Origin of the sequence: Streptomyces sp. NPDC051214 (genome assembly GCF_040682375.1) — a bacterium.
Taxonomy (GTDB): Bacteria; Actinomycetota; Actinomycetes; order Streptomycetales; family Streptomycetaceae; genus Streptomyces.
The window spans coordinates 70,392-91,973 of sequence record NZ_JBFBAT010000011.1 but is presented as its reverse complement, the minus strand read 5'-3'; the positions used below and the strand labels follow the sequence as shown (position 1 = coordinate 91,973).

The following is a 21,582-nucleotide window of genomic DNA, read 5'->3' as shown; positions in this document are numbered from 1 at the left end:
CCTCTCCCCGGCGCGCTATGCCTGTCAAGTAGGTGGGACGGGGGTCTCATTATGTGAGCGGGCGAAGACCTCGACACCTCCTCCGTACGCCCCGTGCGGACCGCCCGCGAGAACCGGCTCCGCGGGCCCGTGCGGGACCGGATACCGCCCGATCGACAGCGCGCGGCGCAGGCGGTACTCGTCGAGCGGGCCGGAGAACGCCATGCCCTGCCCGTGCGTGCAGCCCATCGCGCGCAGGGCGATGACCTGCTCCGGGAGGTCGACGCCGTCGGCCACCGAGCACAGCCCCAGATCGGTGGCGATGCGCAGCAGACCAGAGGTGATCTTGTGCAGCCGCGCGGACTCGACGACGCCCTCGATGAGACTGCGGTCCAGTTTCAGTACGTCCACGGGGAGCCGCCGCAGTGCGGTGATGGCGGCATAGCCGCTCCCGAAGCCGTCCAGGGCGATCCGTACGCCGAGCCGGCGCAGCGCGGTCAGCCTGCGCTCCAGGTCGTCGAGCGACACCCGCGGGTCGCTGTCGGCGAGCTCGATGATGAGCGCCCCGGACGGCAGGCCGTACCGTGTGAGGAGCGCTTCGATGGACCCGAGCGGCATGGAGCGGTCCAGGAGGCGCCGCGCGCTGATACGGACCGCGACGGGCGTCGCGTGACCCGTACGGCCGCGCTCGGCGGCCTGCTGGACGGCCTCCTCGATCATCCAGCGGCCCAGCTCGGCGGTACGGGCGCCCTCCTGGGCGTCCGATGAGTCGGCCACGCGCAGGAACTCGGCGGGCGTGAAGAGGATGCCCTGCGCCGAGCGCCAGCGCGCCTGGGCGGCGACGGAGGTGATGCGACCGTCGTCCAGGGAGACCACCGGCTGGTGGAGCAGCGCGAACTCGCCGTCGTGCAGGGCGGTGCGCAGCCGTGTCGCCAGCTCCGCCTTGCGCACGACGTCGGCCTGCATCTGGGGTGCGTACAGCTCGACGCGGCCCTTTCCCGCGGCCTTGGCGCGGTACATCGCGAGGTCGGCGTTGCGCAGGAGCTCGCCCGCGCCGATGCCGGGTTCGGCGAAGGCCACGCCGATGGAGGCCGCCACGCGTACGTCGTTCCCGTCGATCGCGTAGGGCTGGGAGAGGGTGATTCTGAGACGGTCGGCGAGTTCGTAGATGTGCTGCTCGCGTGCGGTCTGGTCGCGGGTGCCGTCACCCACGATGAGCGCGGCGAATTCGTCGCCGCCAAGCCGGGCCGCGCAATCCCCGGACCTGACGGCCTCCTGAAGGCGGCGGGCCGCCTGGATCAGGAGTTCGTCTCCCGCTTGGTGGCCGATGGTGTCGTTGACCGCCTTGAATCCGTCGAGGTCGATGAAGAGCACGGCCGTGCCCCGGTCGGTGACCCTGCGGCCGGTGAGCGCCTGGCTCACCCGGCGGGTGAACAGGGAGCGGTTGGGCAGGTCGGTGAGGGGGTCGTGCTCGGCGTTGTGCTGCAACTGCGCCTGGAGGCGCACCCGTTCGGTGACATCACGGCTGTTGAAGAGGAGTCCGCCCTGGTGGCGGTTGACCGTGGACTCCACGTTCAGCCAGTCGCCGTGGCCGGACTTGAAGCGGCACTCGATGCGGGTCGTGGGCTCTTCGGCGGGGTTCGCGGTGAGGAACCTGCGGACCTCGTGGACCACGCGGCCCAGGTCCTCGGGGTGCATGAGCGAGGCCAGTTCGGAGCCGACGAGCTCCTCGGCCTCGCGGCCGTAGACCCCTGAGGCCGCCGGGCTGACGTAGTGGAGTATGCCGTTCGGCGCGGCGATCATGATGACGTCGCTCGAACCCTGGACCAGGGAGCGGAAGTGGTTCTCCTTCTGGGCCAGTTCCTGGGTGAGGGTGATGTTGTCCAGGAGCATGATGCCCTGGCGCACGACCAGGGCGAGCACGACCGTGCCCGCGGTGAAGAGGACCACTTCGTCGACGCTGCGGCCGCTGAGCACGTTGTAGAGGATTCCCAACGTGCAGACGGCGGCGGCCAGATAGGGCGTCAGCGCGGCCAGCGAGCCGGCGATGGGCCGGGTGGGTGCGGACCGCGCGTCCTTGGGGACCTCGTCGCGGCGCACGCGCGCGTGCGGCTGCGCCTCCTCTCCCTGCTTGTGCCAGGGCACCGCCCAGGGCGCGTACGCGAGGAGCAGGGAGCCGGCGAACCAGCCCGCGTCCAGCATCTGCCCCGAGCGGTAACTGGCGTGCAGGAGGGGCGAGGTGAACATCGCGTCGCACATGACGGTCAGCGCGAGGGCGCCGATCGCCGTGTTCACCGCCGTGCGGTTGCCGGAGGACCGTCTGAAGTGCAGCGCGAGGACCATGCTGACCAGCGCGATGTCGAGCAGCGGATAGGCGAGCGAGAGCGCGGCATGGGCGACGCTCTGGCCCTCGAACTGTGCCGTGTGCGCGAGCGCGAGGCTCCAGGAGAGCGTGAGCAGGGAGCCGCCGATGAGCCAGGCGTCGAGCGACAGACAGACCCAACCGGCCTTGGTCACCGGGCGCTTGGCGAGCACGAGCAGGCCGATGATGGCGGGCGGCGCGAAGCAGAGGAAGAACAGGTCGGCGAGGCCGGGGCTGGGCACCGGCTGTTCGAGCACGACCTCGTACCAGCCCCATACGCCGTTGCCCAGGGCCGCCATCGCGGAGGAGAGCGCGAAGAGCAGCCATGCGGGTCGAAAGCGGCTGCGCCGGGTGCGTGAGTAGCGGAAACAGGAGACCGCCGCGGCCGCCGCCGCGATGCTCAGGCCGAAGTCGCCCATGATCAGGGCGGCCCGGGGCGATCCCCAGCCGAACGCGGCCCCGGTGGCATACCCGCCGCAGACCACGAGGAGCGCGATCTGCGAGGCCAGGCTCGCGCCGGGTGCGGGGCGCCGGGTCAGCGGCGAGCCGGGCGGCAGCGGCGCCGTCAGCCCTCCGCCGCCCTCCAGGGCGGTGGCGGGTGACGGGCGGGTGCTCACCGGGCCGCCCTGATCCGTGGCGCCGGTCCGCGTGAGAGTCGTCGTCGGCGGCCTCGCCGCGTCGGATGGTTCGCCCATTGGCCGTCCATCGCCCGTCGCCCCCCTCGCGTCTGCTGTCTCGTCCCCGGCGCCGACGAACTCTCCACGGCGCAGCCCCTGTCGGGACGATACACCAGTCTCGTCACTCAGGGACATAGCTTCTCTACGCTCCGTGACTGTCGGAGGTGTTGTGAACACGGGGCGCGCACAAACAGGTGCGGAGTGTGCTCGAACGGTCGCCGAGTGATCGCCGCTTGGTGACCTACTCGGTCGTCAGGACGACGTTGCCGAGGGGTTCCCCGGCCACGTAACGGGTCAGCTGCGCGGCGAGCAGGCGCTTGGCGCGCGGCTGAAAGGCGGACGTCGATCCGCCCACATGCGGGCTGATGAGCACTCCAGGAGCCTGCCACAGGGGGTGACCTGCGGGCAGCGGTTCCGGGTCGGTCACGTCGAGGGCGGCGGTGATCCGGCCGCTCTCCAGTTCGGCCAGGAGCGCCTTGGTGTCGACGACGGGGCCGCGCGCGACGTTCACGAGCAGCGCGCCGTCCTTCATGCGGGCCAGGAAGTCGGCGCCCACCAGGCCTCGCGTGGCGTCGGTGAGAGGCGTGGAGAGGATGACCACGTCGGCGTCGGGCAGCAGCGACGGCAGTTCGGCGAGCGGGTGCACGGGGCCGCGCTCCGTGGCACGGGCAGAGCGCGCGACGCGCGCCACCCGCGCGCACTCGAAGGGGGCGAGCCTGTCCTCGATGGCGGAACCGATCGATCCGTATCCGATGATCAGCACGGACTTGTCGGCCAGCGCCGGATAGAAACCGGACCGCCAGTCCTCCTGCCGCTGTCCTTCCACGAACCGGGGAATGCCCCGCAGCGACGCGAGGATCAAGGCGAGCGTCAGCTCCGCCGTGCTGGCCTCATGAACCCCCTTGGCGTTGCACAACTGCACGCCTGGCGCGAGGTGTTGAAGACCGGACCGCATCTGGTCGACGCCCGCGGAGAGTGTCTGTACGACGCGCACGGACGTCATCTCCGGCAGCGGTCGTACGGCGACCTCCGGACCCTTCAGATAGGGCACCACATAGAACGCGCAGTCGGCCGGGTCCGCGGGGAAGTCCGCGCCCCCGTCCCAGAGGCGGTAGTTGATCCCCGCTTCGGCTGCCCGGGGCAGGCCTTCGATCTCGTCCTCGGCATAGGGGAGCCATACGTCTGTCGTCATGGTCAGGAGGCTAATGCGCGGAGGGCGCACGCCGCGTGGCGGGAGGCAGAGGTTACGTTGGGGGCCGCTCGGACATGAGGTGGGAGGGCACGGCCAGGTGGACCGCAGGACGATCGGCGCCGCGGCGCTCGAGGTGGGTGCGGTCGGGCTCGGCTGCATGCCGATGAGCTGGGCGTACACCGACTCACGGCAGCGGGGCGAGGAGTCGCTGCGCACCGTGCACGCCGCGCTCGACCAGGGCTCGACCCTCCTCGACACCGCGGACATGTACGGGCCGTTCACCAACGAACTCCTGGTGGGCAGGGCGTTGAAGGAGCGGCGGGCCGAGGCCTTCGTGTCCACCAAGTGCGGGCTGCTCGTGGGTGAGCAGCACATCGTCGCCAACGGCCGCCCCGGCTATGTGAAGCGGGCGTGCGACGCGTCGCTGCGGCGGCTGCAGACCGAGACGATCGACCTGTACCAGTTGCACCGCGCCGATCCCGAGGTGCCCGTCGAGGAGACGTGGGGCGCCATGGCCGAGCTCGTCGCCGCCGGGAAGGTGCGGGCGCTCGGGCTGTGCGCGGTGGGGGCGCGGGCCTCGCGGCGCGAGGGCCGGGGGCTGCACGAGGGAACGATCCGGCAGCTGGAGCGGATCCAGCAGGTCTTTCCGGTCAGCGCGGTGGAGGCGGAGCTCTCGGTGTGGTCACGCGAGGCCCTGGAGACGCTGCTGCCGTGGTGTGCGGCGCGAGGGATCGGCTTCCTGGCTGCGATGCCGCTGGGGAACGGTTTCCTCACGGGGACGCTGACGCCGGGGCAGGGCTTCGAGCCGGACGACCTGCGGGCCCGGCACCCGCGGTTCACCGCCGAGATGATGGCCGCCAACCAGCCGCTGGTGGTGGGCCTGCGCCGGGTGGCCGAGCGGCATGGGGCGACCCCGGCGCAGGTGGCGCTGGCGTGGGTGCTCGCGCAGGGCCGCGATGTGGTGCCGATACCGGGGGCCAAGCGGGAGCGGTGGGCGGTGCAGAACGCGGGGGCGGCGGTGGTGCGGCTGACCGGGGCGGACCTGGCCGAGATCGCGGCGCTGCCGTCGGCGATGGGATCCTGGGAGTGACGTCCGCTCGTCGCTTGTTTGGGAACCTGCGGGGCTCGAGCGGTGTATGAACAGGAGAAGCGCTGCGTCGAAGGGAACCTGATCGTGCAACGGACTGCTGTCACGGCCGCATTGGCTGCCGCCGCCCTCGTGCTCACGGCCGGTTGCTCGTCCGGGGGCTCGGACACGCCGGACAACGGAAAGAGCGCCGAGTCGAGCCCCGCGAAGTCGGAGGGGCCTGAGGGGTCACCCTCGGGCAAGGCGCGCGCCGGCGACGCCCCACCGGAAAAGGGCTCGGCGTCGGTCACCAAGACACTCACCGAGAACCTGAAGTCACCGTGGGGCCTCGCACCGCTGCCGGGCGGCGACCTCCTGGTGTCCTCGCGCGACGAGGGGACCATCACCCGCGTCGACGGCGAGACGGGCAAGAAGACGGAGCTGGGCTCGGTCCCCGGCGTCTCCCCCGCGGGCGAGGGCGGCCTGATGGGCCTGGCCCTCTCTCCCTCGTACGCATCGGACCACATGGTCTACGCGTACTTCACCACCGAGTCGGACAACCGCATCAGCCGCATGCTGTACGACGAGAAGAAGCCCTCCGGTCGGCAACTGGGCGCGCCCGACACGGTGTTCAAGGGCATCCCCAAGGGCGTGGTCCACAACGGCGGCCGGATCGCCTTCGGCCCGGACAAGATGCTGTACGCGGGCACGGGCGAGACGGGTGACACCGGTCTGGCCCAGGACAAGAAGTCGCTGGGCGGCAAGATCCTGCGCCTGACCGCGGACGGCGACCCGGCCCCCGGCAACCCCTTCGACGACTCCCCCGTCTATTCGTACGGCCACCGGAACGTGCAGGGGCTGGCCTGGGACGAGGAGAAGCGGCTCTGGGCGGCGGAGTTCGGCCAGGACACCTGGGACGAGCTGAACGAGATCAAGGCCGGCGGCAACTACGGCTGGCCGGAGGTGGAGGGCAAGGGCGACGAGGAGGGCTACAACGACCCGGTGGCCCAGTGGAAGACCTCGGACGCCTCCCCCAGCGGCATCGCCTATGCCGAGGGGTCGGTCTGGATGGCGGGCCTGCGCGGCGAGCGCCTCTGGCGCATTCCGGTACGCGGCGTGGAAGGCACCGTGGAGCCCCAGTCCTTCCTGAAGGGCAAGCACGGCCGGCTGCGCACGGTGGTCGCGGCGGGCAAGGACAAGCTGTGGCTGGTGACGAACGAAACGGATTCCCGGGGCACCCCGGAGAAGGGGGACGACAAGATTCTCGAGGTGACGGTGAAGTAGGGATCACCGCCGGCGGGGGCTAACGCTCGGGCGCGGTGTCCGGGGCCGAGTCGGCGGGAGCGGCGGCGTCGGCGGGAGCAGCTGCGGCGGCCGGTTCCTGGGGCGGCTCCTGGGTCGGCTGCTGCGGGACCCTCACCACCACCTTGCCCGAGGTCAGGTCTATGGGGCCGCGGCTCGGGTCGCCGTCGGCCACGTCGACCCGGCTCAGTTCCAGCCGCTTCTGCTCGTCGTCCGTGTGTTTGCGGCCGGGCTGGAAAAGCTCGATCGGGTTGAACACTGCGCCTCCTGGCGGCCGGGTTCCTCCTTCCAGCGTAAGCGAGCGCCCGCGAAACCCTCCGGGGACGGGAAAGCGCAGGTCAGCCCGTGGACTGTGCGCGATCAGCGGGGAACAGGCGCAGGCGGTGGGCCAGGGCCGCCGCCTCGCCCCGGCCGGCCACGCCCAGCTTGGCGAGGATGTTGGAGACGTGGACGCTCGCCGTCTTCGGGGAGATGAAGAGCTCCTCGGCGATCTGCCGGTTGCTGCGGCCCGCGGCGACGCGGCGGAGCACGTCACGCTCCCGGCTGGTGAGGCCGAGCGCCTCCGCGGGGTCGACCGGTGTGAGGTGCGGGACGGCGGTGTGGTGGTCGTCGTCGTTCAGGACGAGGCGGGCACGCTGGGCGAGCCCGGCGACCGCCTCGGCGAGGGGCCGGGCCCGCAGCCCCTCGGCGGTCTCCAGGGCCTGTCGCAGCAGCCCGGCGGCACGCTCGCGATCCGCTTCGGTGCCCGCGCCCGTGCCCGTGCCCGCGGTGGTCGCGAGCAGGGACTCGGCGAGGCGGAGGCGGACCCGGGCCACGTCGTAGGGGCGGTCGAGGGGTTCGAAGGCGGTGACGGTGGCGGACCAGTCGGCGGGGGTGTCGCGGTCCTCGGCGCGCAGGAGTTCCGCGCGGACCCACTTCTCGTGGGCGACCCAGACCGGCACGGGTGAGGGGAGGTTCTTGGCGACCCGGCGGATGCTGTCGATGGCCTCGGCCCGGCCGGGTTCGGCGGCGGGCAGGCCTCGCGTATCGGCCTCCGAGGTGGCGGCGGCGAGCAGCAGGGCCCAGGTGTAGCGCTGGGTGCCGGGCGGGAAGCCCGTGGCAACGGCCCGTTCGAGTTCGGCGCGCGCCTCGGCTACGCCGGCCGCGCGGTCGGGGTCGGCGGCGGCGATGCCGATGGCGGCGGTGACCATGGGCAGGGAGTACTGCGGCATGAGGTCGTGCGAGCCGTAGTGGGCGCGGGCCGTGGCCAGTTGGGCGGCGGCTTCGGCCATGTCACCGCGGCCGAGGGCGACGGAGGTGAGCTGCAGGGCCGCGCCGCCCCGCGGTTTGACGCTGAGCGCACCGCGGCGGGCCGCCTCGGAGGCCTCGACCGCCTCGTCCCAACGGCCCAGCGAGACAAGGGTCTCCGCCTTGTTGACCTGGACCCAGCTCTCGGTGTCCGTGAGGCCGTACTTCCGGCAGAGCGCGAGGCCCTGCTCGCTGACCTCCAGGGATTCGAGGGAGCGGCCCGCCCCTTCGAGCACGGACGGCAGGTTGACGTGGATGTGCGGGATGCGGGAGACGAGGCCGGGCGGCGCCAAGCAGCGGTCCCTGACCTCGTACATCTCCGCGAGCCCCTGTTCGACGTCGCCCGCGTCGACCATGAGGCCGCCGAGGATGAGCCGGGCGTTGAGTTCGGTCTCCTCTGCCTTGACCATCCGGGCGTATTCGACGGCGCGTTGCGCCGCGGCCAGGGTCTCGGCGCCGGGGTTGTGCAGCATGCCCCAGGAGGCGACGTTCGTGAGGACCTCGGCGTGCACCTCGGACGGCGGGAGGCCGCGGACCAGGTCCTGCGCGGTGGCGATCTCCGCCCAGCCGTCGCCGCGGGCGAGCGTCGAGACGAGCCGGGAGCGCTGGATCCAGAACCAGGCGGCGCGCAGGGGGTCGTGCTCGTCCTCGAGGAGCCGCAGCGCACGCTTGGTGATCTTCAGGGCGCGTTCCCGCTCCCCGCAGAGGCGGCCCGCGACGGCGGCCTCCGCCATGAGGTCGAGGTAGCGCAGGGGGGTGGTGGCGGGATCGCAGCCGCAGGGAGGGTAGACCTCCGCGTAGTCGAGGGGGCGCAGTGCGAGGCGGACGTCCTCGGGGGCCACGTCCCACAGCTCCATCGCGCGTTCGAGGAGGCGCAGTTGCTCGGAGTAGGCGTAGCGGCGGCGGGCCTCGACGGAGGCCCGCAGGACCGCGGGGAGCGCCTTCGCCGCGTCGTGGGCGTGATACCAGTAACTGGCGAGGCAGGCGGCGCGCTGGTCGGCGGCGACGAGTGAGGGGTCGGCCTCCAGGACCGTGGCGAAGCGGCGGCTGATCCGGGAGCGCTCACCGGGCAGCAGGTCGTCGCCCACGGCCTCGCGCACCAGGGAGTGCCGGAAGCGGTAGCCGTCGCCGTCGGGCGACGGCAGCAGGATGTTGGCGCCGACGGCGGCCCGCAGCGCCTCGATCAGGTCGTCCTCCGCGAGGCCCGCGACCGCGGCGAGCAGCGGGTACTCGACGGTCGAGCCGCCCTCGGCGACGATCCTGGCCACCCGCTGGCTGTTCTCGGGCAGCTCCTCGACACGTACGAGCAGGAGGTCGCGCAGGGAGTCCGTGAGGCCGGCGCAGCTGCCGCCGTGCGTGGCGACCGCGAGCTCCTCGACGAAGAAGGCGTTGCCGTCCGAGCGCTCGAAGATGTCGTCCACCAGCTTCTGCGCGGGCTCGGCGCTGAGGATGCCCGCCATCTGGCGGGCGACCTCGCTCTTGCTGAAGCGGGACAGTTCGATGCGCCGCACCGTGCGCAGGCGGTCGAGCTCGGCCAGGAGCGGGCGCAGCGGGTGGCGGCGGTGGATGTCGTCGGCGCGGTAGGTGGCGACGACGACGAGGCGGCCGCTGCGCAGCGTGCGGAAGAGGTAGGCGAGGAGGTGGCGGGTGGAGGCGTCGGCCCAGTGCAGGTCCTCCAGGGCGACGACCACCGTGCGGTCGGTGGCCAGGCGCTCCAGGAGGCGGACGGTCAGCTCGAAGAGGCGGGCCATGGCCTCCTCGTCGTGCTGCGCGTCGGTGCCCCGGCGGCGCTGCGGTGCCTCGCCGAGTTCGGGCAGCAACCGGGCGAGCTCGCCCTCCTGGTCGGCGGCGGCGGCGTCCACCTCGTCGGGGAGCTGGCGGCGCAGCGAGCGCAGGGCGCTGGAGAAGGGGGCGAAGGGCAGGCCCTCCGCGCCGATCTCGACGCAGCCGCCGAGGGCGACGACGGCGCCTTCGGCGTGGGCCGCCGCGGTGAACTCCTCGATGAGGCGGGTCTTGCCGACGCCGGCCTCGCCGCCGAGCAGCAAGGCCTGCGGCTCGCCCGTGCCGGGGGTCGTCCCCTTGGCACGGGCGAGTGCGTCTTTCAGTACGCCCATCTCGTCGGAACGGCCGACGAACACGGGGCTTACGGACCTGGTCTCCACAGCGGTGAGCATTGCACAGGGTGAGTGCTTGGTGGCAGCGGATATCCCAAGGGCAGAGACGGCCGCTCCGTCTGCTCCCGCCGCGCTCATCACGCGGCCCGGGAGAAGAGGCTTCTCCGCAGGCCCGTACTCACCCGCCCCTCGGTTCCGTGGCGGGCCGAACGGCGGGCGGCGCGGGCCGCCTTGGCCTCGCGGGCCTCGCGCAGGAGGCGGCGGCGGTCGGCCTCACGGACGAGGTCGGCGGCGCGCAGCTGGTGCATTTCGTACTCGAACATGAGAACTCCCTGGCTTCTGAGTGGCTGCTGTCTCCGTTGTGACCACTACTTTCGTCCGCCAGGGAGGGGTGGCACATCGGGAGAGTGCCGCATCTTGAGGGGGCCAGGGGCCTTAGGAGGGTGGGAGGGGGCCTTAGGGCTCTCGTTCCTCAGGTAGGCGAAACGCCGGAGGGGCTGCAGCGCAGCCCCTCCGGCGTTCTGAGTACCTGGTTCGCCGTCAACTGGCCGACGGCAGCCCGTAGATCAGGTCCGAGTACTTGGCGATGGCAAGCAGCAGGCCGATGACACCCAGGGCGACACCCGCCCACGCGACCGACTTGATCCACGGTGCCTGCACCTGGTCGGGCGCACCGAACGCGGGCCTGACCAGGACGACGAACCCGACGACGAGCGCGGCGAGCGCGAAGGCGCCGGCGATCAGCGCCGTGACCTGCCAGGAGTCGCCGTACAGGGCCTGGATCTGGTCGGCGACGCTCGCCGACTGCTTGGTCTCCAGCTGCCCGACGATGTTCGAGCGCGCCGCGGCGACCGTGCCGAGCCAGCCGCCGGACAGGCCGATCACGCCGAGAGCGGCGGAGACGACGGCCGCGGCGCCCTGGAACACGCCGGTGGACTTGGCCGGGGCGACCTCTTCCACCACGACGAGCTCATCGGCGTCGTCGTCCTCGACGGCGTCCTCGGCCGGGGCCTCGCCGTCGGCGGTCTTCTCCACCTTGACGGCGTCCTTGGTGTCCGCCGTGCCCACGGTGTCCGCGGCCTCCGGCTCCGCGGGCTTCGCGGCCGCCTCGGCCGTGGTCTCGTCCTCTGTCTTAGTTCCCATGCCCCGCACCGTACGGACGGAGTCTGAGAGCTTTCTTAACGAGCCGCCGAACCCCCGGCACCCGCCGTCTCACGCGCCTCACGCGCCTCACGCGCCTCACGCGCCTTGCGCCACTCCGGCGCGAGCACCGACCACACCTCCATGTCGTGCCGCACCCCCTGCCAGGGGAAGCTCTCCCGCAGCACCCCGTCCTTGGTCATCCCGAGCCGCTTGGCCACCGCCTTGCTGCGGTCGTTCGCCGTGGAGACCATCCACTCCACGCGGTGCATGCCGCGCTCGTCCACCGCCCAGTCGATGAGGACCCGGCTCGCCCTGGTGATCAGACCCCGCCCAGCGGCCGAGGGCTCCAGCCAGACGCCCACCTCGCAGCTCTCCATGGCCGTGTCGAAGATCCGGAAGAGGACTCCCCCGACGAGCGTGCCGTCCAGCCAGATGCCGTACAGGCGGCCCGTGTCGGCGGCCTGCCGGTCGGCGAACATCTGCAGCAGGTCACGCGCCGAATCGAGGTCCTTCACCCGCACGGTCAGGGGCACCCACGGCCCCGCGTACTCCCGCGCACGCTCGACGTGCGCGAGGAACTCCGCTGCCTGCCACGGCTCGATGGGCCGCAGCTCAGCGCCCTCTCCCAGCGATATCGCGAACATCCCGCTCCTTCAGTCCGTCCGGCAGTACGGGGATCCTCGCACCGGGGACGGAATTACTCGAACGACATTCCGGCGGCTCGATGCTGATGCGCGGCAGCAGGCGGTCGAGGCCGCGCGGCAGCCACCAGTTGGCGCCGCCCAGCATGTGCATCAGGGCGGGCACGAGCAGCGTGCGCAGGACGAAGGCGTCGAGCGCGACCGCGGCCGCGAGGCCGATGCCGAACATCGCGATGACCCGGTCGCCGCTGAGGACGAAGGCGAGGAAGACCGAGATCATGATGACCGCCGCGGAGTTGATCACGCGGCTCGTCTCGGCGAGGCCGACGCGGACGGCCCGCCGGTTGTCGCCGGTCTCCAGCCATTCCTCGTACATCCGGCTGACCAGGAAGACCTGGTAGTCCATGGAGAGCCCGAAGAGGACCGACACCATGATCACGGGCAGGAAGGGTTCGATCGGTCCCGCCGAGCCGAGGCCGAGCAGCTCACTCCCCCAGCCCCACTGGAAGATCGCGACGACGACCCCGAAGGCGGACGCCACCGCGGCCACGTTCATCGCGGCGGCCTTCAGCGGGATGCCGATGGACCGGAAGGCCAGAAGCAGCAGGACACAGCCGAGCCCGATGACGACGCCCACGAAGAGCGGCAGCTTGCCGACGATGATCTCCGCGAAGTCGTCGTAGCTCGCCGTGACACCGCCGACCTGGAGGTCCAGCGACGTGTCGGCCTCGGCCCGCGGAAGGACGTCGTCGCGCAGCCGGTCGACGAGATCGCTGGTCCGCTGCGACTGGGGGGACGAGTCCGGTACGACGGTGACGTGGGCGACCGTGCCGTCGGCGCCGTACGTGACGGGGCTGACGGAGGCGACGCCCTGGGTCGATTCGAGCGTGTGGCCGAGGTTGGTGAGGGCGAGCCGGTCGCCCGCTCCGTCGACGTCCGTGACGAGCGTGAGGGGGCCGTTCACGCCGGGGCCGAAGCCGTCCGCGAGGAGGTCGTAGGCCTGCCGGGTGGTGGCCGTCGCCGGGTTGTTGCCCTGGTCGGAGGTGCCCAGGTGGAGGGAGAGCGTGGGCAGGGCGAGCACCGCCATCACGGCGACGGCGACGCCGCCGAGCAGCTTCGGATGCCGCTCGACGAAGGCGGACCAGCGGGCGGCGAGCCCGGTGGGCAGCTCCGGGGCCGGGCCGTGTTCGGCGAGGGCGCGCCGTTCGCGGCGGCTGAGCGCGCGCGGTCCGATCCAGGACAGGAGCGCGGGCAGCAGGGTCACCGAGGCGGCGACGGTGAGGAGCACGGTCAGCGATCCCGCGATGGCGACGCCGTTGAGGAAGCTGAGCCGCAGGATGAGCATGCCGAGCAGCGCGATGCACACGGTGGCACCCGCGAAGACGACCGCGCGCCCGGTGGTGGCGACCGCGCGTTCGGCGGCCACGGCGACCGGAAGGCCCTGCTTGAGGCCCTTGCGATGTCTGGTCACGATGAACAGCGCGTAGTCGATGCCGACGCCGAGCCCGATCAGGGTGCCCAGCATCGGGGCGAAGTCCGCGACGGTCATGACATGGCCGAGCAGCACGATGCCCGCGTAGGCCGTGCCGACCGACACCAGCGCCGTGGCGATGGGCAGGACCGATGCGGCGAGCGAGCCGAAGGCGAGGAAGAGCACCACGGCGGCGACGGCGACCCCGACGATCTCGGCGGTCTGTGCGCTCTTGGACTCGGTGAGGCCGACGGCGCCACCGCCGAGCTCCACCTCCAGGTGGTCCGAATCGGCGGCCTTCGCGGTGTCGACGAGGGCCTGCGCGTCCGCCTTGTCGATGGCGTCGGCCTGCTCGTGGAAGGTGACGGTCGCGTACGCGATGCGCGCGTCGCCGCTGATCTGCGCGGCGCCGTGCTGTCCGTACGGACTGCTGACGGAGGCGACAGCCGGCATGTCATCGATGCGGTCGAGGGTGTCGGTCATCGTCTGTTCGACGTCGGCGGCGCGCACCGTCGTGCCCGCCTCGGTCCGCCAGACGACGGTGTTGCTGTCGCCGCCGAGCCCCTCGAACCCCTCGTTCAGGAGCTCGGTCGCACGGCCGGACTCGGTGCCCGGCACGTCGTAGTCGTTCGAGTACGCGGATCCGGCGAGCACTGCGGCGCTCGCTGCGCCGCAGAGGGCGACGAGCCAGAGCAGTACTGCGAGGAGGCGGTGCTTCACACACCACCGTGCGAGTGCTGCCACTGACCTGCTCCCTGGGGTGGTTCGTGGATCTTTATCGGGAACAGCCGTGAATGAACTGAACAGCCCGCAAAGAACGCATGAGCGACGACATGTGCGCCAGAGACACTTTGACAGGGCTCGGAGATCGTTGGTCCGGTTCGTGGGTTTCCTCACAAGAGCACAAAGGGTGTGCGAGGCCCCACCGGGACCTCGCACACCCTGAGAAGTGCGGGCTTCAGCCCGATACGCTCGCGCGCCCGTTCTCTATGTGCCCCATCAGACGGCGCCGAAAGGCGGGCTCGCCCGCGGACGTGACCTGGAAGTCGTACCAGCCGTGCTCGTCGTCCGTCCGCCAGGCGATCGTGCGGCTGCTGCCCGCCTTGACGCGGACGATCCTGGTCCGCTTCCTGACGTCGTCCTCGTCCACGTAGCCGAGCGGCTTGACCGTGAAGACGAGCTCCTTGCGGCCCCGGTTGGCCAGGGTCACGTGGAGCTCGCGACGGGTGATCGCGGAGGCGAGCCGCGCGCCGCCGTCCTTGGCGCCCGCGAACTCGCGCCGGAAGCCGTTCGGGCCCGTGATCGTGAAGGCGTACGTGTCCTTGGCCACCGGCACGGTCCAGGAACCCTCGCGCACGACGTCCTGGTGCTGCGGGACCGCGAACTCGCCGGCGTAGGGATAGAGCGCGAAGTGCGCGCTGGAGCGGCCGCCGTTGCGCAGCCGCACGGAGAGGGTGCCGTCGCGCCCCGGCTTCACGTACGCGTCGGGCTGGTAGGGCAGCGGGCGTGCGCGGCGGCTGCCCGGCTCCTGGACCGGCATGGACTGTTTCAGGGGCGGCTGCGGGGACCAGCGACCGCTGAACTCCGGGATGGCGCCGGGCTGCTCGACCTCGGGCTGCCGGTGGCCGCGTCTGAAGTCGAAGGCGCCGGTGAGGTCGCCGGTGACCTTGCGGCGCCAGGCGCCGATGTTGGGTTCCTTGACGCCGGTCCACTTCTCCAGGAAGCGCACGACGGAGGTGTGGTCGAAGACCTCGGAGGTGACGTAGCCGCCGACGGTCCAGGGCGAGACGACGAGCATGGGGACGCGCACGCCGAGGCCGGTGGGCCTGCCCTCCCAGCGCTCCTCCTGGTCCTCGGGGGCGTCCGTGCCGGGCACGGGCGGCGGGACGTGGTCGAAGAAGCCGTCGTTCTCGTCGTAGTTGATGAAGACGGCGGTGCGCCGCCAGACCTCGGGGTGCGAGGCGAGGGCGTCCAGGACCTTGTAGACGATGGTCGCGCTGTGGATCGGGGAGGAGACGCTGGGGTGCTCGGAGTCCAGGGCGGAGGGCACCAGGTAGCTGACCTTGGCCAGCTTGCCGCCGGCGACGTCCTTGGCGAACTCCTCGGCGAGCTTGCCGGTGGGCACGCGCCGCAGGCCGCGCTCGAACAGTGACCGCTCCGCCTTGGTGAGGGTCGCGACGCCCTCCTCCAGGGTGGCGAGCAGCTTCGCCCGCTCGGCCTCGTCCTTGGCGTCGCGCACCTTGGCGTAGAAGGCCTCCATGTAGGTGAGGCCGGTCTTGGCGAGAACCTTCCTGGCGATCGCCTTGAAGGTGGTGAAGAACTCGATCTGGTTGTCGGTGAAGTTCTCCCACTCCGTGTACGTCTGCCAGCTCACGCCCGCCTTCTCCAGGCGCTCGGCGTACGTCCCCCAGTCGTAGCCGGGGTGCTTGCCCTCGTCGTACGCGTCGTTGCCGACGGCGCGCTTGCCGTTCGCCTCGTAGCCCGTCTTGCCGCTCCACAGGTGGTTGCGGTTGGGGCTGGTGGAGGTGTGGATGGACGAGTGGTAGGCGTCGCAGACGGTGAAGGTGTCGGCGAGTTCGTAGTGCAGCGGGATGTCGTCGCGCGTGTAGTACGCCATCGTCGCGGCGGTCTTGGCGGTGATCCAGCCGTCCGTCCAGCCGTCGTGCCAGGCCTTGGCGCCGCCGCTCCAGGAGTGGTCGAGGGCGCCGATGTACTGCAGGTCCTTCTTCTGCGCGGCGGCGGCCTCGCGGACCGGGAAGGGCATGACGGTGCGCAGCGCGCCCGGCTGCTCGAACACGGACGTGCCGCTCGGGAGCCGGATGGCGTTGCGGTCGCCGAAGCCGCGTACGCCGCGCAGGGCCCCGAAGTAGTGGTCGAAGGACCGGTTCTCCTGCATCAGGATGACGACGTGCTCGATCGAGTCGAGCCCGCCGCTGCCGGGCTTGTGCCGGTCCTGCGCCAGTGCCAGCTGCAACGACGGCGGCAGGAAGGATCCGACGGCGGCGGCGCCGACCGCGCCACCGCCGACCGCCATCAGTCGCCTGCGCGAAATCTCGGGGGACACGTAACGACCTCCAGTCGACGGCCAATGGTTCTCCGCTGATCCATTGGCCTACTCGGCGGGACGGTAGTGAAGTCCGGTATCCGTGTGAAGACTTGGGGACGAAGTCGACGTGAACGGATGCGCGGGGCTCAGGCGCCGATCAGCAGCGCCGCCCACAGCGCGACGGTCGACGCCGCCAGCGTGAGGGGCACGGTCAGCACGCCGAGGCGGGTGAAGGTCCCCAACTCGGCGTCCGTGCCGTGGTCGTGCAGGATGCGGCGCCACAGCAGGGTGGCGAGCGAGCCCACGTACGTCAGGTTCGGCCCGATGTTGACGCCGATCAGAGCGGCGAGGACGGGCCCGGGCCCGGCGGGCGCGACGGCGGGCAGGAGAGCGAGAATCGCCGGCAGGTTGTTGATGAGATTGGCGAGTACGGCGGCGAGACCCGCGATGGCGAGGAGCGCGGGCAGCGAGGCGCCGTCCGGCAGGATCCACTCGATCCCGGTGCCGAGGCCGTTGTCGACGACCGCCTTGACGACGATGCCGAGCGCGAGCACGAACAGGCAGAACAGCGGGCTCGCGGAGCGGACGAGTGCGGTGGCGCTCGTACGTCGTCGCAGCAGCGCACGGACGGCGAGCACCGCGGCTCCGGCGAGGGCCGCCCACAGGGGTTCGGCTCCGGCCAGCGAGGTGCCGACGAAGCCGGCGAGCGTGAGCCCGAGGACGACGAGCGTGAAGACAGGTACGGGGGTCGGTTCGACCTCCTTGGCCTCTTCGGCGCCCGCGTCCAGATCGGCGGCGAAGTACCGCCGGAAGGCGAGGTACTCGATCCCGATGGCGACGAGCCAGGGCACCGCCATGAGCAGCGCGAACCGCGTGAAACTCAGCCCACTGGCGGTGAGGGCGAGGAGGTTGGTGAGGTTGGAGACGGGCAGCAGGAGTGACGCCGAGTTGGCGAGGTGAGCGGTGGCGTAGACGTGCGGGCGCGGCCTCGCCCCGACGCGGGCCGCGGTGGCGAAGACGACCGGCGTGAGCAGGACGACGGTGGCGTCGAGGCTGAGCACGGCGGTGATCGCCGCGGCCACGCCGAAGACCCCGCCGAGGAGCGTCCGGGTCCGCCCGCCGCAGATCCGGGCGACGAGATCCCCGGCGGCGGCGAAGAGCCCGTCGTCAGCGCAGAGTTGCGCCAGCACGAGCACGGCGGCAAGAAACCCCACCACGGGCAGCAGACTCCGCACCTCCGCGAGCGCGTGCTGCGGCGAAACGGCCCCGAGCCCCACGACGATCCCGGCAGCGGGCAACGCGGCAGCGGCCTCCGGCCACTTCTTCGGCCGCACGACGGCGAACGCGAGCACGGCGAGCAGCAGGCCGACGGAGAGGATCTCGGCGGTGACGGTGTTCAGGGGGACGCTCCGTGGCCCGCGTGGGGCAATGGTTCGGCGGGGACGGACGCCCCCAGCGTAAAACGGGACGCCACACGGCATCACACCGGAACCGGCACAGTCCGGCGGCGCCCCGGCAGCCGCGAGACACCCCCCAAGGCCCGCGCAAGCGAAGGGCGGCGCACCCCCGAAAGGTGCGCCGCCCTGGGTCCCGTACGAGCCGGAGGTGCTAGCCCTCCACACCCAGCTTCTCGAGGATCAGTTCCTTGACGCGGGCCGCGTCAGCCTGGCCCCGGGTGGCCTTCATGACCGCACCGACCAACGCGCCGACCGCAGCGACCTTGCCGCTGCGGATCTTGTCCGCGACCCCGGGGTTACCGGCGATCGCTTCCTCCACGGCAGTGGACAGCGCGCCCTCGTCCGAGACGACCTTCAGGCCGCGCTTCTCGACGACCTCGTCCGGCGTGCCCTCGCCCGCGAGGACTCCCTCGAAGACCTGGCGCGCCAGCTTGTCGTTCAGGTCGCCCTTGGTGACGAGCTCGGCGACCCTGGCGACCTGCGCCGGGGTGACCGGCAGCTCGTCGAGGGCCCGGCCCGTCTCGTTGGCGTTACGGGCCAGCTCGCCCATCCACCACTTGCGCGCGGCAGCCGAATCGGCGCCCGCCTCGATCGTGGCGACGATGGGGTCGACCGCACCGGCGTTCAGGATCGACTGCATGTCGTGCTCCGAGACACCCCACTCCTCGCGGAGACGGTTGCGGCGCACGCGCGGCATCTCGGGGAGAGCAGTGCGGAGTTCCTCGACCCATGCGCGCGCCGGGGCGACCGGGACCAGGTCGGGCTCCGGGAAGTACCGGTAGTCCTCGGCGTTGTCCTTGATGCGGCCCGACGTCGTGGAACCGTCCTCCTCGTGGAAGTGACGGGTCTCCTGGACGATCGTTCCGCCGCCGTTCAGGACGGCCGCGTGACGCTGGATCTCGAAACGCGCCGCACGCTCCACGGAACGGAGCGAGTTGACGTTCTTCGTCTCCGAGCGCGTACCGAACTCCGCACGGCCGTGCGGCCGCAGGGACAGGTTCACGTCGCAGCGCATCTGGCCCTTGTCCATCCGGGCCTCGGACACGTCAAGCGCCTTGATGACCTCGCGCAGCTCCGCGACGTACGCCTTGGCGACCTCGGGAGCCCGCTCGCCCGCGCCCTCGATCGGCTTGGTGACGATCTCGATGAGCGGGATGCCGGCGCGGTTGTAGTCGAGGAGCGAGTGCGAGGCGCCGTGGATACGGCCCGTCGCACCGCCCACGTGCGTGGACTTGCCGGTGTCCTCCTCCATGTGGGCGCGCTCGATCTCCACGCGGAAGACCTCCCCGTCCTCCAGCTGGACGTCCAGATAGCCGTTGAAGGCGATCGGCTCGTCGTACTGGGAGGTCTGGAAGTTCTTCGGCATGTCCGGATAGAAGTAGTTCTTCCGGGCGAAGCGGCACCACTCGGCGATCTCGCAGTTCAGCGCGAGACCGATCTTGATGGCGGACTCGACGCCGATCTCGTTGACGACCGGCAGCGCGCCGGGCAGTCCGAGACAGGTCGGGCAGGTCTGGCTGTTGGCGTCCTGCTTGAGCTCGGTGGAGCAGCCGCAGAACATCTTGGTCTTGGTGCCCAGCTCGACATGGACCTCAAGGCCCATGACGGGGTCGTACGTCGCGAGGGCATCCTCGTACGACACCAGGTCAGTCGTGACAGTCACGGTGAAACTTTCCCTCTCAACCCAGCAGGACGTCGTCGTCGCCGAGCTTCTTCAGCTCGCGATAGAGCAGAGCAAGACCGGTGACGATGGCGGCGGCGGAGACAGCGGCGTCGATGAGACGGAGCGTGTCGTTCTCCTTGCGGGCCAGCCTGGCCTGCTTGACGACCGAGATCGCGCCGAAGGCGGTGGTGCCCATCGACAGGTACGCGCCGGGCTTGGACTTCTTGAAGCCCTGGGCCTTGGCAGTCATAGGACTCATAGTGACGGTGCCTCCTCAAGCAGCGGGTGACCCCACCTTTCCACGAAGGCGGCCTCTACGGCAGCGCCGACCTTGTAAAGGCGGTCGTCCTTCATGGCCGGGGCGATGATCTGCAGTCCGACGGGCAGGCCGTCCTCCGGCGCGAGGCCGCAGGGCAGCGACATGGCGGCGTTGCCCGCCATGTTCGACGGGATGGTGCACACGTCCGCGAGGTACATCGCCATCGGGTCGTCGGCACGCTCGCCGATCGGGAAGGCGGTGGTGGGCGTCGCGGGCGAGACGATCACGTCGACCTGCTCGAAGGCCTTCTCGAAGTCCTTCGTGATCAGGGTGCGGACCTTCTGGGCGCTTCCGTAGTACGCGTCGTAGTAGCCGGAGCTCAGTGCGTACGTGCCCAGGATGACGCGGCGCTTGACCTCGTCGCCGAAGCCCGCCTCGCGGGTGAGCGCGGTGACCTCCTCGGCGGACTTCGTGCCGTCGTCGCCGACCCGCAGGCCGTAGCGCATGGCGTCGAAGCGCGCGAGGTTCGAGGAGCACTCGGAGGGCGCGATCAGGTAGTACGCGGAGAGCGCCAGGTCGAAGGACGGGCAGTCCAGCTCGACGATCTCGGCGCCGAGCTCCTTGAGGAGCGCGACGGACTCCTGGAAGCGCTGGACGACACCGGCCTGGTAGCCCTCGCCCGCGAACTGCTTGACGACGCCGACCCGCATGCCCTGTACGGAGCCGTTGCGGGCCGCCTCGACGACCGCCGGGACGGGGGCGTCGATGGACGTCGAGTCGAGCTCGTCGTGGCCGGCGATGACCTCGTGCAGGAGCGCTGCGTCCAGGACCGTGCGGGCGCAGGGACCGCCCTGGTCGAGGGAGGACGAGAACGCGACCATGCCGTAGCGCGAGACGCCGCCGTAGGTGGGCTTGACGCCGACCGTGCCGGTGACGGCCGCGGGCTGGCGGATGGAGCCGCCGGTGTCCGTGCCGATGGCGAGCGGGGCCTCGTACGACGCGAGGGCGGCGGAGGAACCGCCGCCGGAGCCGCCGGGGATGCGGGTGAGGTCCCAGGGGTTGCCGGTGGGGCCGTACGCGCTGTTCTCGGTGGAGGACCCCATGGCGAACTCGTCCATGTTGGTCTTGCCGAGGATGACGACGTCGGCGTCCTTCAGCCTGCGCGTGACGGTCGCGTCGTACGGCGGGATCCAGCCCTCGAGGATCTTGGAACCGACCGTGGTCGGTACGCCCTCGGTGGTGAAGATGTCCTTGAGCGCGAGCGGGACGCCGGCCAGCGGGCCGAGCTTCTCGCCGTTCTCCCGCTTGGCGTCGACGGCGCGGGCCTGCGCGAGCGCGCCCTCGCGGTCGACGTGCAGGAAGGCGTGCACCTTCTCGTCCACGGCGTCGATGCGGGCGAGGTGGGCCTCGGTGACCTCGACGGCCGTCAGCTCGCCGGAGGCGACCTTCGCGGCGATGTCGGCGGCGGTGAGCCTGATGATGTCGATCTTGCTGTCCGTCATGGTGGTTAGTCCTCCCCCAGGATCTGCGGCACCTTGAAACGCTGCTGCTCTTGGGCCGGGGCGCCGGAGAGCGCCTGCTCGGGGGTGAGCGACGGACGGACCTCGTCCGCGCGCATGACGTTCGTCAGCGGCAGCGGGTGGGAGGTCGGCGGTACGTCTTGGTCGGCGACCTCGGAGACGCGGGCGACCGCGCCGATGATGTCGTCGAGCTGTCCGGCGAAGTGGTCGAGCTCCTCGTCCTTCAGCTCAAGACGTGCTAGGCGGGCGAGGTGGGCGACCTCCTCGCGCGTAATGCCAGGCATGCGGCGATCCTCTGGGGGTGAGTGTGTGGTTTGTGGCCCCAATCCTATGGGGCCACACCCCGTGCCCGTGAAACGGATTGCCTCGGCCGGGCCGGGCCGCCTTCCCGCGGGGTCCGCCC

General features: G+C 71.2%; 16 protein-coding genes. 2 read left to right on the top strand and 14 right to left on the bottom strand.

Annotated elements, in window-relative coordinates; all coding sequences use genetic code 11:
• Nucleotides 1-24: 24 nt before the first annotated feature.
• Both AB0M70_RS27975 and AB0M70_RS27970 read right to left on the bottom strand, forming a co-directional pair.
• Nucleotides 25-3,036 (bottom strand): EAL domain-containing protein, encoded by a 3,012-nt coding sequence (locus AB0M70_RS27975; protein WP_365823952.1) that lies wholly within the window; start codon nucleotides 3,034-3,036, stop codon nucleotides 25-27.
• A gap of 223 nt (nucleotides 3,037-3,259) precedes the next feature.
• The gene (locus AB0M70_RS27970) at nucleotides 3,260-4,210 is read right to left on the bottom strand and encodes a 2-hydroxyacid dehydrogenase (protein WP_365823950.1); all 951 of its coding nucleotides are present in this window, start codon (nucleotides 4,208-4,210) and stop codon (nucleotides 3,260-3,262) included.
• 97 nt (nucleotides 4,211-4,307) lie between these two features.
• On the opposite strand from AB0M70_RS27970, the gene AB0M70_RS27965 reads away from it, so the two are divergent.
• A complete protein-coding gene (locus AB0M70_RS27965; RefSeq protein WP_365823948.1) occupies nucleotides 4,308-5,300 on the top strand; it encodes an aldo/keto reductase in 993 nt (330 codons plus the stop codon).
• 78 nt (nucleotides 5,301-5,378) lie between these two features.
• Complete coding sequence (locus AB0M70_RS27960) at nucleotides 5,379-6,560, top strand: PQQ-dependent sugar dehydrogenase (RefSeq protein ID WP_365824273.1); 1,182 nt, start codon at nucleotides 5,379-5,381, stop codon at nucleotides 6,558-6,560.
• 19 nt (nucleotides 6,561-6,579) lie between these two features.
• On the opposite strand, the gene AB0M70_RS27955 is transcribed toward AB0M70_RS27960, so the two are convergent.
• The 12 genes from AB0M70_RS27955 to gatC all read right to left on the bottom strand — a co-directional run bounded on the left by AB0M70_RS27955 (nucleotide 6,580) and on the right by gatC (nucleotide 21,463).
• Nucleotides 6,580-6,837 carry a DUF6191 domain-containing protein gene (locus AB0M70_RS27955; RefSeq protein ID WP_365823946.1) on the bottom strand — a complete coding sequence of 86 codons (258 nt, stop codon included), beginning with the start codon at nucleotides 6,835-6,837 and terminating at the stop codon, nucleotides 6,580-6,582.
• 79 nt (nucleotides 6,838-6,916) lie between these two features.
• Complete coding sequence (locus tag AB0M70_RS27950) at nucleotides 6,917-10,039, bottom strand: AAA family ATPase (RefSeq protein ID WP_365823944.1); 3,123 nt, start codon at nucleotides 10,037-10,039, stop codon at nucleotides 6,917-6,919.
• 77 nt (nucleotides 10,040-10,116) lie between these two features.
• Entirely contained in the window at nucleotides 10,117-10,302 is a 186-nt protein-coding gene (locus AB0M70_RS27945; RefSeq protein ID WP_365823942.1) for a hypothetical protein, read from the bottom strand.
• A 217-nt stretch (nucleotides 10,303-10,519) separates the two neighbouring features.
• A complete protein-coding gene (locus AB0M70_RS27940) occupies nucleotides 10,520-11,122 on the bottom strand; it encodes a hypothetical protein (protein ID WP_365823940.1) in 603 nt (200 codons plus the stop codon).
• A 35-nt stretch (nucleotides 11,123-11,157) separates the two neighbouring features.
• Nucleotides 11,158-11,766, bottom strand: coding sequence for a GNAT family protein (locus AB0M70_RS27935; protein WP_365823938.1), 609 nt, complete (start codon nucleotides 11,764-11,766; stop codon nucleotides 11,158-11,160).
• Nucleotides 11,735-13,978, bottom strand: coding sequence for an MMPL family transporter (locus AB0M70_RS27930; protein WP_365823936.1), 2,244 nt, complete (start codon nucleotides 13,976-13,978; stop codon nucleotides 11,735-11,737). The genes AB0M70_RS27935 and AB0M70_RS27930 overlap by 32 nt, the downstream gene beginning before the upstream one ends.
• A 214-nt stretch (nucleotides 13,979-14,192) precedes the next feature.
• Nucleotides 14,193-16,298, bottom strand: a complete 2,106-nt coding sequence (locus AB0M70_RS27925) for a phosphocholine-specific phospholipase C (RefSeq protein WP_365823934.1) — start codon at nucleotides 16,296-16,298, stop codon at nucleotides 14,193-14,195.
• Nucleotides 16,299-16,426: 128 nt separating this feature from the next.
• Nucleotides 16,427-17,680 (bottom strand): SLC13 family permease, encoded by a 1,254-nt coding sequence (locus AB0M70_RS27920; RefSeq protein ID WP_365824271.1) that lies wholly within the window; start codon nucleotides 17,678-17,680, stop codon nucleotides 16,427-16,429.
• 208 nt (nucleotides 17,681-17,888) lie between these two features.
• Nucleotides 17,889-19,400: an Asp-tRNA(Asn)/Glu-tRNA(Gln) amidotransferase subunit GatB gene (gene gatB, locus AB0M70_RS27915; RefSeq protein ID WP_365823932.1), complete on the bottom strand. Its 1,512-nt coding sequence runs from the start codon at nucleotides 19,398-19,400 to the stop codon at nucleotides 17,889-17,891.
• Nucleotides 19,401-19,416: 16 nt separating this feature from the next.
• Nucleotides 19,417-19,659, bottom strand: coding sequence for a hypothetical protein (locus AB0M70_RS27910; RefSeq protein WP_361838300.1), 243 nt, complete (start codon nucleotides 19,657-19,659; stop codon nucleotides 19,417-19,419).
• Nucleotides 19,656-21,161: an Asp-tRNA(Asn)/Glu-tRNA(Gln) amidotransferase subunit GatA gene (gene gatA, locus AB0M70_RS27905; RefSeq protein WP_365823930.1), complete on the bottom strand. Its 1,506-nt coding sequence runs from the start codon at nucleotides 21,159-21,161 to the stop codon at nucleotides 19,656-19,658. The genes AB0M70_RS27910 and gatA overlap by 4 nt, the downstream gene beginning before the upstream one ends.
• 5 nt (nucleotides 21,162-21,166) lie before the next feature.
• Nucleotides 21,167-21,463, bottom strand: a complete 297-nt coding sequence (gene gatC / locus AB0M70_RS27900; protein ID WP_016642027.1) for an Asp-tRNA(Asn)/Glu-tRNA(Gln) amidotransferase subunit GatC — start codon at nucleotides 21,461-21,463, stop codon at nucleotides 21,167-21,169.
• Between the last annotated feature and the right edge of the window lie 119 nt (nucleotides 21,464-21,582).